The sequence below is a fragment of the Agrobacterium sp. fls2-241-TYG-188a genome (genome assembly GCF_030209845.1).
In genome coordinates this window covers 1,341,852-1,356,868 of record NZ_JARVRD010000002.1, presented here as the reverse complement: position 1 = coordinate 1,356,868, position 15,017 = coordinate 1,341,852, and the positions used below count along the sequence as shown (strand labels likewise).

Sequence of the window (15,017 nt, the reverse complement as noted above, 5' to 3'; positions counted from 1 at the left end):
ATTCAAGACTTGGGGCTTTCCATGCCCGTGAAATCGGTTGCGATCATCGGTGCCGGCGTTGCCGGATTGACCGCCGCTCTTTCTTTTGCCCGCTATGGCGTGCGCTGCGATATCATAGAGCAGGCGGAAAGCCTGGAAGAGGTTGGGGCGGGCCTGCAGGTCTCTCCCAACGCAGCGCGCATCCTTTCTGCGCTGGACGTGCTGCCCACGCTCGAAGCCCAGTGGCTCGAGCCGGAAACGGTCGATCTGCAATCCGGACGTTCGCTGAAGCGTCTTGTATCCTTGCCGATGCGGGAGGTTGCACGCAGCCGGTGGGGCGCGCCCTACGGCGTGCTGCACAGGGCAACGCTGCAGGCGGCACTTCTTCGCGCCGTGCAAGGCAATCCACTGTGCACCCTGCATCTGGGCAAGCGCCTGGATGCCGTCAACAAATCAATCGTTGCCGCCATCACCTTTCAGGAGCACGACCTGATTGTGGGAGCAGACGGGGTCTGGTCCGGCGCACGTTTTGCCGTGCCCGCAAGTCCGGTGGCCACTTTCTCTGGCAACATCGCGTGGCGCTTCACGGTTGCCCAGAGCGATGTGCCTGACTTTCTGTTAAGTCAATCGGTCAAGGGTTTCCTCGGGCCCTCCGCGCATCTGGTGGCTTATCCACTGGCGGAAAAGAGCGGCTTCAATATTGTGGCAATCGCCGCAGGGACCAATCCTGGAGACACCTGGAAGGCCGAAGCCCAGGGCAAGCAGCACACGCTTCTTCTCAACCAGTTCCGGCGCTGGAACCCGGCTTTTGCCGAAATGTTGAAGACCATTTCAAGGCCCACCTTCTGGCCGCTGTTCCACGCGGGGCAGGGCAGGTGGCATAATGGTAGCGATACGGTGATCATCGGCGATGCCGCCCACGCAATGATGCCCTTTGCTGCGCAGGGTGCTGCCATGGCCATGGAAGATGCCTTCGAGCTTGCGGCTTTTGTCCATCGCCACGCCTCGCTTGGCGAAGCGCTGCAACGCTTCGAGGCGCACCGCCTGCCACGCATCGAAAAAGCGCGCAAACGGGCGGAACTCAACAAATTTGCCTACCATGCCAGCGGCCCATTGCGTCTGGGCCGCGATATTCTGCTGTCGATAAGACCGCCAGAAGCGTTTCTGGCGGACCTCGACTGGCTTTACGGGTATCGCGCGGAAGGGCTTTAAAGAGCGCTTCCTTCAGGCCAGCGCTGCAGCGGCAAAACCCGCCTCCAGATCGCGCTTGATGTCTGCAACATCTTCAAGGCCGATTTGCAGGCGGATAAGCGGACCGTCCGTCGGTCCTTTCGCAACTGTGCGGTCGCGCAATGAAACCGGCACCGCAAGCGATTCGTAACCGCCCCAGGAAAAGCCAAGTCCAAAGATCGACAGAGCGTCGAGAAAGGCGTGCGATTTTTCCCTAAAGCGACCTTCTGGTGCCTTCAGCACGAAGGAGAATACGCCGCTCGAACCCTTGAAATCGCGCTTCCAGAGATCGTGGCTGGCAAAGCTTTCCAGCGCAGGGTGCAGAACCTGCGCCACGTCTTCGCGCCCTTCCAGCCATTGCGCGATATCGAGTGCGCTCTTGCGGTGGTGTTCCAGCCGCACGCCCATGGTACGCATACCGCGCAGCACCTGGTAGGCATCGTCGGACGTCACGCACAGGCCGAGGTCGCGGTTGGCATCGTGAAGCTTCTGCCAGTGCTTTTCATTGGATGAGACGAAGCCCATGAGGACATCCGAATGGCCAGCCGGATATTTCGTGGCGGCGTGGATGGATACATCGACACCGTGATCCAGAGGTTTGAAATAGAGCGGTGTTGCCCAGGTATTGTCCATGGTTACCACGCAATCATGGGCGTGGGCGATCGAGGTCATGAGCGACACATCCTGCATCTCGAATGTGTTGGAGCCGGGTGCTTCCAGATGGATCAGACGCGTGTTGGGCCGGATCAGGGTTTCGATGTCCGCACCGATGGCAGGATCGTAATATTCCACCTCGACACCGAGCCGTTTCAGCATCGTGTTGCAGAAGCGGCGTGTGGGAAAATAGACGGAATCAACGATCAATGCGTGGTCGCCCGCCGACAGATAGGCAAGGAACGGCACGGTGACGGCAGCGAGCCCGGATGGCAGAAGAATGGTGCCGGCTGAACCTTCCAGGCTGTTGACCATGTCGCACAGCGCATCCGTTGTCGGCGTGCCATGTGTGCCATAGGTATAGGCCTGATCCTCCGCAACCAGGGTTCGGGCATCGGGAAACAACACGGTGGAACCGCGCGCGATGGGCGGGTTTACAAAGCCGTGGTAGCTGGCCGGATCGTTGCCAAGATGAGCCAGGCGGGTATTGGTGCCAGCGGCGTTCAGGATCGCGTCTTTATGTTTCATGCTCACTTCATCTTTCACTCATCGATGCAACGGAAGATGGTCTTCAAAACCGCCTGCGGTCAAGACTTCGTTATTTCGAGCGTTTGATGTGCACACAGAGGCCGGAATTGATACTCAACATTGCACCGGCTCCAAATTTCGCTCCCGTTTGCTACTTCAGGAGGAGTCGGGAGAGGATATTTCAGTCTACCTGCCTGACAGCCTGAGCAGATTTTAGCCCTTTTAAGCGTAAATATTGGACATTTGCCCATAAAAAGGTCGTTTTTTGAAAAAATCCGTTTTTTGGACACAATTCTTGTGGGCGAGACTTGACCGTGACGGCAATTGCGATTGTGATAGAAACGCGCACCGGGAGGTGAAGCGGGGAGCCGGTCGTATGCGACAAGATATGCGGCATCTTCTATTACGAATAAGAAACAAAGGTTGGGAAAAAATGAAAAAGGCACTTCTGACAGCCGCCATTGGCGCAGCGGTTTTCGCGGCTGCATCGGCTGCATCTGCCGCCACGCTCGCAGACGTCAAGGCAAAGGGTTTCGTCACATGCGGCGTGAGCTCTGGTATTCCAGGCTTCTCGAACCCTGACGACAAGGGTGAATGGTCCGGTATCGATGTTGATTACTGCCGCGGTATCGCTTCCGCCGTCTTCGGTGACCCATCCAAGGCGAAATTCGTCGCCCTGTCTTCCAAGGACCGTTTCCCTGCGCTTCAGTCCGGTGAAGTCGACGTTCTCACACGTAACACCACCTGGACGATCAGCCGCGATACGTCGCTCGGCTTCAACTTCCGCACCGTCAACTACTATGACGGCCAGGGCTTCATCGTAAAGAAGAGCCTGAACGTGAAGTCTGCGCTTGAACTGTCCGGTGCTGCCGTCTGCGTTCAGCAGGGCACGACGACCGAGCTCAACCTTGCCGACTACTTCAAGACCAACAACCTTCAGTACAACCCGGTCGTGTTCGAAAAGGAATCCGACGCCACTTCCGCTTATGACAGCGGCCGTTGCGACGTTTACACCACCGACCAGTCCGGCCTCTATGCCATCCGTCTGAAGATGAAGGCTCCTGACGAGAACGTCGTTCTGCCTGAAGTCATCTCCAAGGAGCCGCTTGGACCAGCCGTTCGCCAGGGTGATGAGCAGTGGTTCGACATCGTCAGCTGGGTTCACTACGCGATGATCAACGCTGAAGAACTTGGCGTGACATCCAAGAACGTTGACGAACAGAAGAGCGCCAACAACCCCGACCTGAAGCGTCTGCTCGGCACGGAAGAAGGCACCAAGATCGGTACCGATCTCGGCCTGACCAACGAGTGGGCTTACAACATCATCAAGAAGGTTGGTAACTACGGCGAAGTCTTCGATCGCAACGTTGGCGCCGGTTCGCCGCTGAAGATCGAACGCGGCCAGAACGCTCTGTGGACGAAGGGCGGCCTGCAGTACGCTCCGCCAATCCGCTAATAGCCGCTTCACGGCAGATTTATGCGGGAGGCGGGACGAATGTCTTGCCTCCCGAATAGCATTGGCATGATGGTCGAGAGCTGTTTCCGTACCGCTCGACCCGCAATGCAAAAAAGTTAAAAGAAGCTCGCAAAGAGCACACAGAGGGAAAGGTGCCGATGGCAGGCAAAGCGCTCCACCCGGAGTCCAGCTCAAAAAGCGCGACATCCATTATCAATGATCCGCGTATGCGCGGGATATTCTATCAAGTTGTGACCCTGGCTATTCTGGCTTTCTTTGTCTGGATAATCACGAGCAACACCATTCATAATCTTCAGCGGTCCAATATTTCTTCGGGCTTCGGCTTCCTCAACGGCAGAGCGGGCTTTGATATCGGTCAGTCGTTGATTGACTACAACAATGACAACACCTTTGGCCGGGCCTTTCTCGTTGGCCTGCTGAACACGTTGCAGGTCGCTATTCTCGGTATCATAACGGCATCGATTATCGGTTTCATCGTTGGTATCGCCAGACTGTCGCACAACTGGCTGATCTCGAAACTGGCGCAGGCCTATGTCGAAATCTTCCGTAACCTGCCGCCGCTGCTTGTCATCTTCTTCTGGTACAAGGGCGTCATCACCATCCTGCCTCAGGCGAGGGACTCGGTGGCCATGCCGCTTGGAACATTCGTCAACAATCGCGGCCTGTTTTACCCGAAGTCCGTGTGGGGCGAAGGCGCGTGGCTCATTCCGGTGGCATTCCTTGTCGGTATCGTCATCACTTACTTCGTCTATCGCTGGGCAAAGGCGCGGCAGATGCGGACAGGCCAGCCATTTCGCACTGGACTGGTCGGAACGGCGATCATCATCGGCCTGCCGGTGCTGACATTTCTGGCGCTCGGCGCACCGCTGACCTTCGACTATCCCGTCGCTGGCCGTTTCAACCTGACGGGCGGTGCGGTTGTCGCACCTGAATTCCTGTCGCTCTACCTGGCTCTTTCCTTCTACACGGCTTCCTTCATCGCCGAAATCGTGCGCGGTGGCATCAAGGCTGTGCCAAAGGGACAGACAGAAGCTGCCAATGCGCTTGGTCTGCGCGGCAACACCACGACGCGCCTGATCATCGTACCCCAGGCCATGCGTATCATCATTCCGCCGCTGACCAGCCAGTATCTCAACCTGACCAAGAACTCGTCGCTGGCGGTTGCCGTCGGCTTTTCGGACCTGGTCGCGGTTGGTGGTACCATCCTCAACCAGACTGGGCAGGCCGTCGAGGTCGTGGCCATATGGTTGCTGGTCTACCTTTCATTGTCGCTTACGACTGCGCTGATCATGAACTGGTTCAACGCGAAGATGGCGCTGGTGGAGAGATAAGCATGACAACCAATCAAATCTCCTATGTTCGCCCGACCATGGTTCAGCCAGAGCCCGCTCCGTCCAGTCAGGTCGGCGTCGTGCACTGGCTGCGTACCAAGCTGTTCGCTACGCCCAAGGACGTGATCTTCACGTTGCTGGCGATTGCGTTTCTGGTCTACATCATCCCGCCCATGATCCAGTGGCTGTTTCTTCATGCCACATGGACCGGCACGGACCGCACTGCCTGCCTGACGGTTGCGCAGGGCGGAGCCTTGCCGGACGGACAGTCCGGGGCGTGCTGGGCCTTCGTCAATGCCAAGTTCGAACAGTTCATGTTCGGCCGTTACCCGCTCGAAGAGCGCTGGCGTCCGCTGCTGGTTCTTGCAGCCTTCGTCGTTCTGCTCATTCCGATGCTGATACCCAAGGCGCCGCACAAGTCTCTGAACGGCATCCTTCTGTTCATCGTTCTGCCCTTCGTCTCGTTCTTCCTGCTGGTCGGCGGCTATTTCGGCCTGCCACAGGTGGAAACGCAGCTCTGGGGCGGCTTGATGGTAACGCTGATCCTGTCGTTTTTCGGGATTACCGTGTCTCTGCCTCTCGGCATTCTTCTAGCGCTCGGTCGTCGTTCGACCATGCCGGTCATCAAGACGCTTTGCGTGACCTTCATCGAAGTCATCCGCGGTATTCCGTTGATTACGGTGCTGTTCTTCGCCAGCATCATGCTGCCGCTGTTCCTGCCCGATGGCTGGACCTTCGACAAGTTCCTGCGCGCGCTTGTGGGTGTGTCGCTGTTTGCATCTGCCTATATGGCGGAAGTCATTCGCGGCGGCTTGCAGGCCATTCCGAAGGGACAGTATGAGGGTGCGGATTCGCTCGGCCTGAACTACTGGCAGAAGACGCGTCTGATCGTTCTTCCGCAGGCGCTGAAGCTCGTGATCCCCGGCATCGTCAACACCTTTATCGGTCTGTTCAAGGATACATCGCTCGTGTCGATCATCGGCATGTTCGACCTCTTGGGCATCGTCAACCTCAACCAGTCTGATGCGAACTGGGCCACCCCCGTGACGCCCGTCACCGGCTACATCTTCGCCGGCTTCGTATTCTGGATCTTCTGCTTCGGCATGTCGCGTTACTCGCTGTTCATGGAACGGCACCTCGACACCGGACATAAAAAATAAGGGAAAAACTCATGGCAGAAACCCAAGCAAAGAAACTGGCCGTTTCCACGACCGACGTTGCAATCGAAATCACCGGCATGAACAAGTGGTACGGCGATTTCCACGTGCTGCGCGACATCAATCTGAAGGTCATGAAGGGCGAGCGCATCGTTATCGCCGGTCCTTCGGGTTCGGGCAAATCCACGATGATCCGCTGCATCAACCGTCTGGAAGAGCACCAGTCCGGCAGGATCGAAGTCGATGGCATCGAGCTGACGAACGACCTGAAGAAGATCGATGAAGTGCGCCGCGAAGTCGGCATGGTGTTCCAGCACTTCAACCTCTTCCCGCATCTGACCATTCTTGAAAACTGCACGCTGGCGCCGATCTGGGTTCGCAAGACGCCCAAGAAGGAAGCCGAAGAAATCGCGATGCATTACCTCAAGCGCGTCAAGATTCCCGAGCAGGCTCACAAATATCCGGGCCAGCTTTCGGGCGGTCAGCAGCAGCGCGTGGCAATTGCCCGTTCGCTCTGCATGAAGCCAAAGATCATGCTGTTCGATGAGCCGACATCGGCGCTCGACCCGGAAATGGTCAAGGAAGTGCTCGACACCATGGTGAGCCTTGCCGAAGACGGCATGACCATGCTGTGCGTGACGCATGAAATGGGCTTTGCCCGCCAGGTCGCCAACCGCGTGATCTTCATGGATCAGGGCCAGATAGTCGAGCAGAATTCGCCTGCCGAGTTCTTCGACAACCCGCAGCATGAGCGCACCAAGCTGTTCCTCAGCCAGATCCTTCACTAGGATTGCAGACGGCCATTCCGTTAAGAACCGGGGTGGCCGACCGCTTGAGCGGAGCTGCGCCGACAGGCACAGCATTTGTCTCGGGTGATGCGCGTGACGAGAGTGGACAGGGTCGCGTGGTCGGCTTTTTTCGAAACGGCGCCTCACTTATGTGTCGGGCCTGAGAATGCCGAGAAAGCACTGTCGAGATGCTCCATCGCCGATATCTGGCCCCGGGTCAGAGACCATCGGCGGCGCTTTTGAAGTTCGCAAATCTGTCGCGATCAAGGACTTGATCGCACTGGATCCCGCATCAAGTGCGGGATGACGGACGACTTGAAGATTTGTTTCACTGCCATATTCGCCGATGCGAAATGAAAAAGATTTAAGACCCGTCAGTGCTCTGGCGGGTCTTTTTCGTGGCGGTTCCGGGTTTCTTTACCTGGAGAGCAGGGTGAGGGCGGTTGTCTTGTCGAGAACCGAGCGGGTGACGCCGCCAAACAGCATTTCCCACCACCGCGAGTGCCCGTAAGCCCCCATGACCAGCAGGTCGATGCTGTTGTCGAAGAGGCGTTGCTCGATGGCCTTTTCTGCGGACATGCCGTGGGCCTTTTCCTGTGACGTCACAGACACGTTGATGCCGTGGCGGGCGAGGGTGGATGCGATTTCCGTGCCTGCAAGTGTGTCCGACTGGTCGTCGCCCTCTTCCTTGCCAACCGTGAAAATCTCCACGCTTTTGGCGGCAATCATGAATGGCAGGGCATCGAAGACGGCGCGAGTCGCTTCCCGGGAGCCGTTCCAGGCAACGAGCACGCGTTCAATGGGCTTTGGCTGCTGCAGGACGTGGGGCACGAGAAGGACGGGACGGCCGCTTTCGTAGAGAAAGTTGTCGAATTCTGCGCGGCTGTCGGACATGGCGGCGGCTTTGGTCTGACGCACGACGACAATATCTGCGCAGCGAGCGCTTTGAACGGCGCTGTTGGATGAGTAGCCGATCGACGAAACGAAGCTGCGCCACTCGTGCGAAACGCCCTCACTCGCCATCTTCCGCTCGAAGATGGCGCCGATATCGGAGGTTTCCTTCTGCGCGACTTCCTGCATGGCCTGAACTGTTGCCGGATCCGGCATTTCCATGGGCGCGACAAGCGGAACGGCGGCGAATGCCTCCATGTGCAGCCCGATGACGTGAGCAGAAAAACTATTCGCAAGAGACGTGGTAAATTCGCCCAGCGTCCTCGCATTTTCGGCGGTGTCCATGACGGCAAGTATCGTTCTGTAACCCATGGTCGGGCTCCTCGTTGTGGCAAAGCGAGAAGGCATGGCCGCCTTCCGCTATTGTTTACGCCTGCAGAGTGCTTTCCTTGGCAAGACGTCACCTTGATTGTGATCAAATGCCGGTGCGAAAGCTGCCTGCGTGAGAATCAACGCCCGAGCGATACAAGCGTTCAATTGGCCTGTGCTGCCTTCTCACGGCCGATGCTCTCTATCATGGCCGCCACGTCTTGCGCGGCTGCGTCTACAGCCGCAATATCGCGCGCACGCACCACGATTTCCGTCGAGAATTTCTTCCCGTCATATCGCGGGTATGATCCTATGCTGGTTTCCGGATGCGCCTTCTGCACATTTGCTAGCAGGGTGCCGATATCGCCCTCACCATAGGGCGACGACACTGCGTGCGAGAGGATTTTAGAACCCGTCTTCAAAGTCGGAATGACATTGTCCAGCATGGCCTGGAACACCTGTGGCACGCCCGCCATGACATAGACATTGTCCACGATGAAACCCGGCGCGACTGAAACGGGGTTTGCGATATGGGCCGCGCCGCGTGGCATCCGTGCCATGCGTTTGCGCGCATCGGTAAACTCCATCTCACGCGTGCGGTACATATCGCCAAGCAGACGCATGGCCTCGGCATCGTGTTCGCAGGGCAGACCAAAGGCTGCTGAAACGGCATCTGCCGTGATGTCATCATGGGTGGGGCCTATGCCGCCGGAGGTGAAGACATAATCATATCGCTTGCGCAGCGCATTGAGCGCTTCAACGATGTCTTCCTCTTCATCCGCGACAATACGGACTTCCTTGAGATCAATGCCGGACATGGTCATCACATCGGCCAGATGCCCGATATTCTTGTCTTTCGTCCGTCCTGACAGAAGCTCATCGCCAATGGCGAGCATGGCAGCGGTAACGACGGATGCGGGGGAGGTAGGTGCGGACATGAAGGTCACTCACAAGGGGATATCTGCTGAAGTTAGCGCCCGCAGCGCCGAATGCAAGAAGCCAGCGCGGGAAAAAATCCATGCGACACGCGTTTCGTTTCCGCAGCATGGTTGCGAGGAATAGCCAGCGCCCTGCGCTATCTGCGACCTTTAAACCTGTCCATCGAGTGATAAATCCCGAGCCACTCGCCACCGATCCTGTCGAACCATCGCACGGGCAAGATGCCGCGGAGCAGGGGCACGAAATTGATGATGGAAGGCAGCCGAAGGAAAATGCGATCAGACTTCACCGCCGCAATGATGCGGCGCGCAACGTAATCGGCGTCGAGTATGGGGATGAAGGGCGAGCGGACCCCGTCGAACATGCCGGTGTTGATGTAAAACGGGTTGACGGTGGTGACCTTCACGCCGGTTTTGGCCTGCTCCATTTCTATCCGCAGCGAGTCCGACCAGCCCGTGACCGCCCATTTGCTGCCGCAGTAAACGGACATTTTCGGATTGGAAACGAGTGCTGCTGCCGATGCAATGTTGACGATGTGCCCTCGCTTGCGGGCGATCATGTCTGGCAGGAATTGCTTTGTCATGTAGATCGGAGCGAGGACGTTCACGTCGATGGTCAATGCAATATCGGCATCGGTATGGTCGACAAATGTTTTGCCGACGATGACACCGGCATTGTTCACCAGTATATCGACGGTAATTGCCTCAGCCTTCATTTCCGCTGCGGTCTTTGCGATGGCTTCCGGGTCTGCGAGGTTAACCACATAACCGCTCGCGACATGACCGGCGGCACTCCACTCGGCTATGGTGTCGTTCATGGCCTGTTGGTTGACATCCCAGATGACGATGTGGGCTGCGCCATCCTCCAGGAATTTGCGCCCCATGAGACGCCCGATTCCCGATGCCCCTCCGGTGATGAGAACCGTTGCGCCATCCAGTTGCCTCATGCTCACCCCGCCGCGAGACTTTAAAGCACCCGTTATCGGACCTTGCTGGTGAGCCGTCACCCTTCAGATTAAGGGGGCCAGCGAGAATTTACGGTGGGAGTTGCGTATGCCGAAAAAGCAAAATGCGGCTGAAAAGCCGCATTTTTGATTCTGCCGTTTTACATTGGCAGCAAATCTGGTTCTTTGAGGAACTTCAGATGATTGGATTAACCATCATCAAGCAGGTAATGACAACAAAACCTAGCAATGAAACTTCAAGAATACTGTTGAGACCGTCGCGCATCGCTTTACCCTCCATGTTTGTGGAAGAAGAACGTGCAAATCTTAACGGGGTTCCGTGACGTGAGCGTGAATTGTCAGGAAAAGAGGCGCGCGTCGCCAAATTTGGCTTTCAGTCCTCATCAATCCCGGCAATCCGAATCTCACGTCACAAGAAGGGCAAAGATCCAGTGGCCGACGATGCTCAGCAGCAGGCAGGCAACGAGCAGGATGAAAACAAACTTCTTCATTCGGGAATGGGCCTCAGCAATCTTGATTTTCGTCATATCCTATAGCTGTTCACAGCGGAGGATAAGCCGACAACTTCACCTGCGTCACTATGACTTGACGTCAAGGCCTGCTTCGATCGCTGCATCGACAAAGGCTTTGCGCGCCTCTTCCGGTGTCTTCTTGCCAGCACCGACAGCCGCAAACACGAGAAGGGCGCGGTCCAGCATCTCGCCGTCTTCCTCGGGCCAATCCTCAATGAGCGCCCAGGATGCCGCCTGGGTCGACTCGATGCTGACATAGACGCCCGGCTCTTCCAGAGCGATAAGGACTGGCTTCTTCCAAGGCGTTTGCAATGGCTTTTCCCGTGACAGTGGACAATCAGCGCGGTTTAAAAGGTTACGGACCGCTGTTCAATGCCAATCTGTGCCCTGTCCGCCTGGCTGGCGAAAATCTCAATCGTCCCGTCCGAAGAACGACCAGTCTCTGATGATGCGGCGGTCGATAATCTTGAGCGAGCGGTCCGGCTGGATCTGATAGGTTTCGATGACGCGATCGTCGAAACGACGAAAATTATGCGTGAATGTGCTGCCGATGGGCGATTTGGTGAGTTTGGTGCGCGGCTGGCCGCGATAGGTGATGCTGCCGGGAATAGGCTCCAGGCTGTAGGACGAGATGGATCTTTCGGCAAACCCACTCGCTGTACATCCCGCCAGGCCCAGTGCCAGACCTGCACTCAAGGCTGCAACGATCAATTTCATGATGCTCTCCAGATATAGTGCCTTTGCGGCAAATCGATTCTCTGAGGCTTTAACTCCTCGATATCTCCGATGTTCCGCATGGGGAAGCCTGCGCTCCGGGGGACGATGTCTCAAAAGCGCATGATCTCACCGGCTTGATGATGAGACTGCTCGCGCCTCGCAGTCAAGCCTCGTCTCCGGTAACGGCGCGCTCTGCATCCGGCACCCATCCTCTTGTATATCCTCGTCCCATAGCCACCACCGCGAGATTCAGCTGGTGCTGAAGATGCTGGATCTCATCCTGCATCGCCTGAATGGCGGACTTTGCGTTGCCGTCGTGGCAAAGCAAAATATAGTCTGCAACATCTACCAGTGTCTGTCCTGTTTTCGGGCGCACTTTCTCATTCTCCATATTCCAGAGCCATAAATGCCGCATGATGTGAAGAAGGTACCCGCCCCGGCACCTGCTATGTTCTTATTATGTTCTTCTCATGAAGGGAGTCAATACGGGTAGGAATACAGGCTGTGAAGAAAGGCATCTTTTGTCACGCCGAAGCCCAGTTCCTGGGTGCAATTGCGGTCACACCGAGACAACCGCTAGCTGGCGGAAGTATTGGCAGTTTGAAAATCTAGGGGAGTGGATTTAAGTTTGGAGGCCTCGCCCGGAATTGAACCGGGGTACAAGGATTTGCAGTCCTCTGCGTCACCACTCCGCCACGAGGCCTCACTGGCCCGATGTCTCGAACCGTGGCGGGGATTTAGAACGAATCCATTTTCCACGCAATAGGGTAGGTTTGAAAAAGCGGAAGAAGTTTTGTAGAAAAGCCGCGCTTCAGCAATGCTGCGCGCGGCTTTTCCAGATGCGTCAAATTCGGCCGAGAAGGACCAGGATCAGCACGATGACGAGGACGAGGCCAAGGCCGCCCGAGAGACCATACCCGTAATTGTGGTAGCCCCAGTTTGGCAGGGCGCCGATGAGGAAGAGTACGAGCAGGATGATGAGGATTGTGCCGAGCATTCTGGCCTCCTGATGTTGTTGAGCGTTTCCAGTCGCTTATAAATGATTAGGCGGATAAAAAGTTCCTGATCGAAGACGTTTCGCAGGTGTGAAGCGCAAAAAGCCGGGTGGGGAATGCCGCAGTGCGTCTTTTTCCACGATCTGCGGCTTGCTTGCGCTTGAAAGCCAACGCTGACGCAATTAAGACGGTAGCCCACGGCACCCGGAGTTCCGGGCTGCTCTCGAGCTTGTATTTGAGGCGAAAACGACATGATGGATTTCGAGACCGCACGCGGCAAGATGGTGGACAGCCAGTTGCGCACCACCGATGTGACGTCACATTCCGTGCTGAAGGCATTTCTGGCCGTGCCGCGGGAAGAGTTCCTGCCCGCCAACGTCAAGCAGATTGCCTATGCGGACGAGGACCTGCAGATCTGTCCTGCAAAGGACGGGCTTGGTGCCCGTTACGTCATGAAGGCATCGCCACTGGCCAAGCTGCTTCAGCTGGCCGCCATTACCAAGGATGATGTCGTACTCGAAATCGGTGGCGGACTGGGCTATGTCACGGCGATCCTTTCGCAGCTCGCCGGTTCCGTCGTTTCGCTCGAGTCGGACGAGGAATTGAGCGCTGCTGCCACGGCCACCTTGTCGTCGCTGGGCTATGACAATGTCGCGACCGTCACGGGCCCGCTGAACAAGGGACATGCGGCGGAAGCGCCATATGATCTCATTTTCATCAATGGTTCTGTCGAGGAAGTTCCTGCAGCGCTGCTGGACCAGTTGCATGATGGCGGACGCCTGATTGCTGTCGTCGGCTATGGCAATTCGGCCAAGGCGACTGTTTATCGCCGGGACGGGAAGGGCACATCCTCCACGTCGTTCTTCAACGCTTCCGTCAAGCCGGTTCCAGGCTTTGCCAAGGCGCGCGATTTCGTATTCTGATCGAGCTACCTCACAGAGGTCGATGCGATGCCGGGCCGCTCAGCCCGGCATTTTTGTTTTGTGACACGCGAATAAAGCTGTGTAACAAGCCACTTAGTGCGCTTCCCCCGATTCAATTCCGTTCCCGACTGCCCTACACTCGTGGTGATTCGGAGTGCGTATTTTGCTCCGTGCCCTCTTGAACGTGAAACCGGGGATAAAAATGGCTCAGCCAAGTGTAGCGCGCGAACCATCCATGGAAGAAATTCTGGCGTCCATTCGCAGGATCATTGAAAGCAATGAACCTGCGTCTCCCGATGCCTTTTCAGCGCAGTTGCCGCCGGTTTACGACGAGGAAGAAGAAGAGGGGTCGCCCTTCTCTGCCGAGCTTGCAAGCCCTCCGGCGCATGTGCCTCCGGCTGCCAATCAGGGTTATGGTGCCCGCCAGCCTGAGTTCTCCTATTCTGAGCGCCAGGATGCAGCATCCGTATCGGACGGCGCGGACAAGTCCATGTCGCTTGCGGATGTCGCGGCCCGTGTGCGCGCCGCCGCCGATAGAAATGCTGCCCTTGGACCCCAGGGCTATGCAGCCCAAAGGCTGGTGGAGCCTGCGCCTGTTTCGCACCCCCCGTTCCAGCAGGAACGCGCGGCTGCAGCGGCTGCCACGCCCATCCGGCCAACGGACATGCGCCCGCTTTTGAATGCTGCGCAGGCACCTTCGCGCCCACAGCAGGAGTTGCCGGCTGCGCCTGTGCCGGCTTCGAATTTTGCACGTCCTGTCGCGGTTGCACCAGAGCCCCAACAGCAAGCGCCCTTGTGGGAAAACATGGCGCTTCGCGGTGCCGTCGAGCCCGAGCAGCCGGTGGCTGCGCCGATTCCAGCTGCTGTGCAGAGAGAGCCGGTCGCCGAAGAACGGATGTCGCAGCCGATGATCACGGAAGAGCCGCGCCGCCAGTCGGAAGAGGGCGGCCTTTCGCTCAACCTCATCTCGGCCGCCGCTGGCGCCCAGATCGCACAGTCCTTTGGTGAGCTGGCTGATCTTTTCGATGGTGTGGAGCGTCCAACCGTCGAGGAAATGGCGCAGGACATGTTGCGTCCGATGCTGAAAGACTGGCTGGAAGATAACCTTCCGACACTGGTCGAGCGCCTTGTGCGTGAAGAAATCGAACGCGTGGCGCGCGGTCCACGGCGTTAAGCCAATCGCAGACATATTGGCGGTTCGTGCCGCCAATATATGCCCTTCTTGCAGATGGACACTTTCCGATGGGTCAGTGATCTGCTGGATGTTTTTCAACATTCCCGCTGAGCTTTGCCAGAGGCGACTGTCAACCTCCACGCCGATTCTCTTTATGGCCGATGTTGAGCAAACACGGGTTCGCTTTTTGCGCCACGTCTGGTGTCTCGAGCCCGCGAATCGGGGTGGGGACACTATATCGCATCCGCACCGTGCGGCGTTTGGCGGGCTTTACCGTTGAAATATCCGGTTTCTGTTGACTCTCCCCCGCCCATCCTTATTTAAAAAATCAAGATTACGGCGCATCGCGATCTCCAGCGGTCGGGGCGCGCCGTGAACAGATCCTATTG

General features: G+C 57.2%; 17 protein-coding genes and 1 tRNA gene. 8 read left to right on the top strand and 10 right to left on the bottom strand.

What is annotated here, in order from left to right; genetic code table 11:
* Positions 1-21 precede the first annotated feature (21 nt).
* The gene (locus tag QRN85_RS13305; protein WP_284758487.1) at positions 22-1,191 is read left to right on the top strand and encodes an FAD-dependent monooxygenase; all 1,170 of its coding nucleotides are present in this window, start codon (positions 22-24) and stop codon (positions 1,189-1,191) included.
* 12 nt (positions 1,192-1,203) lie between these two features.
* Here the strand turns inward: QRN85_RS13305 and QRN85_RS13300 are convergent, their stop codons facing one another.
* Positions 1,204-2,391 carry a cystathionine beta-lyase gene (locus QRN85_RS13300; RefSeq protein WP_284758486.1) on the bottom strand — a complete coding sequence of 396 codons (1,188 nt, stop codon included), beginning with the start codon at positions 2,389-2,391 and terminating at the stop codon, positions 1,204-1,206.
* Between the two features lie 433 nt (positions 2,392-2,824).
* Between QRN85_RS13300 and QRN85_RS13295 the strand changes: the two genes are divergently transcribed.
* The 4 genes from QRN85_RS13295 to QRN85_RS13280 all read left to right on the top strand — a co-directional run bounded on the left by QRN85_RS13295 (position 2,825) and on the right by QRN85_RS13280 (position 7,144).
* Positions 2,825-3,847 carry an amino acid ABC transporter substrate-binding protein gene (locus QRN85_RS13295; RefSeq protein WP_112963634.1) on the top strand — a complete coding sequence of 341 codons (1,023 nt, stop codon included), beginning with the start codon at positions 2,825-2,827 and terminating at the stop codon, positions 3,845-3,847.
* 158 nt (positions 3,848-4,005) lie between these two features.
* Positions 4,006-5,199 carry an amino acid ABC transporter permease gene (locus QRN85_RS13290; RefSeq protein WP_062589527.1) on the top strand — a complete coding sequence of 398 codons (1,194 nt, stop codon included), beginning with the start codon at positions 4,006-4,008 and terminating at the stop codon, positions 5,197-5,199.
* A 2-nt stretch (positions 5,200-5,201) separates the two neighbouring features.
* Positions 5,202-6,359 (top strand): amino acid ABC transporter permease, encoded by a 1,158-nt coding sequence (locus tag QRN85_RS13285; RefSeq protein ID WP_062589528.1) that lies wholly within the window; start codon positions 5,202-5,204, stop codon positions 6,357-6,359.
* Between the two features lie 11 nt (positions 6,360-6,370).
* A complete protein-coding gene (locus QRN85_RS13280; RefSeq protein WP_062589529.1) occupies positions 6,371-7,144 on the top strand; it encodes an amino acid ABC transporter ATP-binding protein in 774 nt (257 codons plus the stop codon).
* Positions 7,145-7,561: 417 nt separating this feature from the next.
* Here QRN85_RS13280 and QRN85_RS13275 read toward each other — a convergent pair whose 3' ends face one another.
* The 3 genes from QRN85_RS13275 to QRN85_RS13265 form a co-directional block, all read right to left on the bottom strand.
* On the bottom strand, positions 7,562-8,407 hold the full coding sequence (locus QRN85_RS13275; protein ID WP_113092945.1) for a universal stress protein: 846 nt from the start codon (positions 8,405-8,407) through the stop codon (positions 7,562-7,564).
* 161 nt (positions 8,408-8,568) lie between these two features.
* Positions 8,569-9,342: a competence/damage-inducible protein A gene (locus QRN85_RS13270; protein ID WP_113219449.1), complete on the bottom strand. Its 774-nt coding sequence runs from the start codon at positions 9,340-9,342 to the stop codon at positions 8,569-8,571.
* A 137-nt stretch (positions 9,343-9,479) separates the two neighbouring features.
* Entirely contained in the window at positions 9,480-10,289 is an 810-nt protein-coding gene (locus tag QRN85_RS13265; protein ID WP_284758481.1) for an SDR family oxidoreductase, read from the bottom strand.
* A gap of 122 nt (positions 10,290-10,411) precedes the next feature.
* On the opposite strand from QRN85_RS13265, the gene QRN85_RS13260 reads away from it, so the two are divergent.
* Positions 10,412-10,630 (top strand): hypothetical protein, encoded by a 219-nt coding sequence (locus QRN85_RS13260; RefSeq protein ID WP_113092947.1) that lies wholly within the window; start codon positions 10,412-10,414, stop codon positions 10,628-10,630.
* An 81-nt stretch (positions 10,631-10,711) separates the two neighbouring features.
* On the opposite strand, the gene QRN85_RS13255 is transcribed toward QRN85_RS13260, so the two are convergent.
* The 6 genes from QRN85_RS13255 to QRN85_RS13230 form a co-directional block, all read right to left on the bottom strand.
* A complete protein-coding gene (locus tag QRN85_RS13255) occupies positions 10,712-10,834 on the bottom strand; it encodes a hypothetical protein (RefSeq protein ID WP_284758480.1) in 123 nt (40 codons plus the stop codon).
* A 51-nt stretch (positions 10,835-10,885) separates the two neighbouring features.
* On the bottom strand, positions 10,886-11,131 hold the full coding sequence (locus QRN85_RS13250; protein WP_062589533.1) for a DUF982 domain-containing protein: 246 nt from the start codon (positions 11,129-11,131) through the stop codon (positions 10,886-10,888).
* A 99-nt stretch (positions 11,132-11,230) separates the two neighbouring features.
* Positions 11,231-11,536 carry a hypothetical protein gene (locus QRN85_RS13245; RefSeq protein WP_062589534.1) on the bottom strand — a complete coding sequence of 102 codons (306 nt, stop codon included), beginning with the start codon at positions 11,534-11,536 and terminating at the stop codon, positions 11,231-11,233.
* Between the two features lie 163 nt (positions 11,537-11,699).
* A complete protein-coding gene (locus tag QRN85_RS13240) occupies positions 11,700-11,912 on the bottom strand; it encodes a hypothetical protein (RefSeq protein ID WP_284758477.1) in 213 nt (70 codons plus the stop codon).
* Between the two features lie 253 nt (positions 11,913-12,165).
* Positions 12,166-12,239, bottom strand: a tRNA-Cys gene (locus tag QRN85_RS13235).
* A gap of 141 nt (positions 12,240-12,380) precedes the next feature.
* Positions 12,381-12,533 (bottom strand): DUF3309 family protein, encoded by a 153-nt coding sequence (locus tag QRN85_RS13230; protein ID WP_082469772.1) that lies wholly within the window; start codon positions 12,531-12,533, stop codon positions 12,381-12,383.
* Positions 12,534-12,782: 249 nt separating this feature from the next.
* Here QRN85_RS13230 and QRN85_RS13225 point away from each other — a divergent pair, with 249 nt between their 5' ends.
* Together QRN85_RS13225 and QRN85_RS13220 are read left to right on the top strand one after the other, a co-directional pair.
* Positions 12,783-13,454 carry a protein-L-isoaspartate O-methyltransferase family protein gene (locus tag QRN85_RS13225; RefSeq protein WP_284758475.1) on the top strand — a complete coding sequence of 224 codons (672 nt, stop codon included), beginning with the start codon at positions 12,783-12,785 and terminating at the stop codon, positions 13,452-13,454.
* A gap of 202 nt (positions 13,455-13,656) precedes the next feature.
* Entirely contained in the window at positions 13,657-14,628 is a 972-nt protein-coding gene (locus QRN85_RS13220; protein WP_284758474.1) for a DUF2497 domain-containing protein, read from the top strand.
* The last annotated feature ends 389 nt before the right edge of the window (positions 14,629-15,017 follow it).

What these genes read in the sequence shown, in the direction of transcription:
- QRN85_RS13305 (WP_284758487.1), top strand. Translation starts at nt 22, where the DNA reads ATGCCCGTGAAATCGGTTGCGATCATCGGTGCCGGCGTTGCCGGATTG.
- QRN85_RS13300 (WP_284758486.1), bottom strand. Translation starts at nt 2,391, where the DNA reads ATGAAACATAAAGACGCGATCCTGAACGCCGCTGGCACCAATACCCGC.
- QRN85_RS13295 (WP_112963634.1), top strand. Translation starts at nt 2,825, where the DNA reads ATGAAAAAGGCACTTCTGACAGCCGCCATTGGCGCAGCGGTTTTCGCG.
- QRN85_RS13290 (WP_062589527.1), top strand. Translation starts at nt 4,006, where the DNA reads ATGGCAGGCAAAGCGCTCCACCCGGAGTCCAGCTCAAAAAGCGCGACA.
- QRN85_RS13285 (WP_062589528.1), top strand. Translation starts at nt 5,202, where the DNA reads ATGACAACCAATCAAATCTCCTATGTTCGCCCGACCATGGTTCAGCCA.
- QRN85_RS13280 (WP_062589529.1), top strand. Translation starts at nt 6,371, where the DNA reads ATGGCAGAAACCCAAGCAAAGAAACTGGCCGTTTCCACGACCGACGTT.
- QRN85_RS13275 (WP_113092945.1), bottom strand. Translation starts at nt 8,407, where the DNA reads ATGGGTTACAGAACGATACTTGCCGTCATGGACACCGCCGAAAATGCG.
- QRN85_RS13270 (WP_113219449.1), bottom strand. Translation starts at nt 9,342, where the DNA reads ATGTCCGCACCTACCTCCCCCGCATCCGTCGTTACCGCTGCCATGCTC.
- QRN85_RS13265 (WP_284758481.1), bottom strand. Translation starts at nt 10,289, where the DNA reads ATGAGGCAACTGGATGGCGCAACGGTTCTCATCACCGGAGGGGCATCG.
- QRN85_RS13260 (WP_113092947.1), top strand. Translation starts at nt 10,412, where the DNA reads ATGCGGCTGAAAAGCCGCATTTTTGATTCTGCCGTTTTACATTGGCAG.
- QRN85_RS13255 (WP_284758480.1), bottom strand. Translation starts at nt 10,834, where the DNA reads ATGACGAAAATCAAGATTGCTGAGGCCCATTCCCGAATGAAGAAGTTT.
- QRN85_RS13245 (WP_062589534.1), bottom strand. Translation starts at nt 11,536, where the DNA reads ATGAAATTGATCGTTGCAGCCTTGAGTGCAGGTCTGGCACTGGGCCTG.
- QRN85_RS13230 (WP_082469772.1), bottom strand. Translation starts at nt 12,533, where the DNA reads ATGCTCGGCACAATCCTCATCATCCTGCTCGTACTCTTCCTCATCGGC.
- QRN85_RS13225 (WP_284758475.1), top strand. Translation starts at nt 12,783, where the DNA reads ATGATGGATTTCGAGACCGCACGCGGCAAGATGGTGGACAGCCAGTTG.
- QRN85_RS13220 (WP_284758474.1), top strand. Translation starts at nt 13,657, where the DNA reads ATGGCTCAGCCAAGTGTAGCGCGCGAACCATCCATGGAAGAAATTCTG.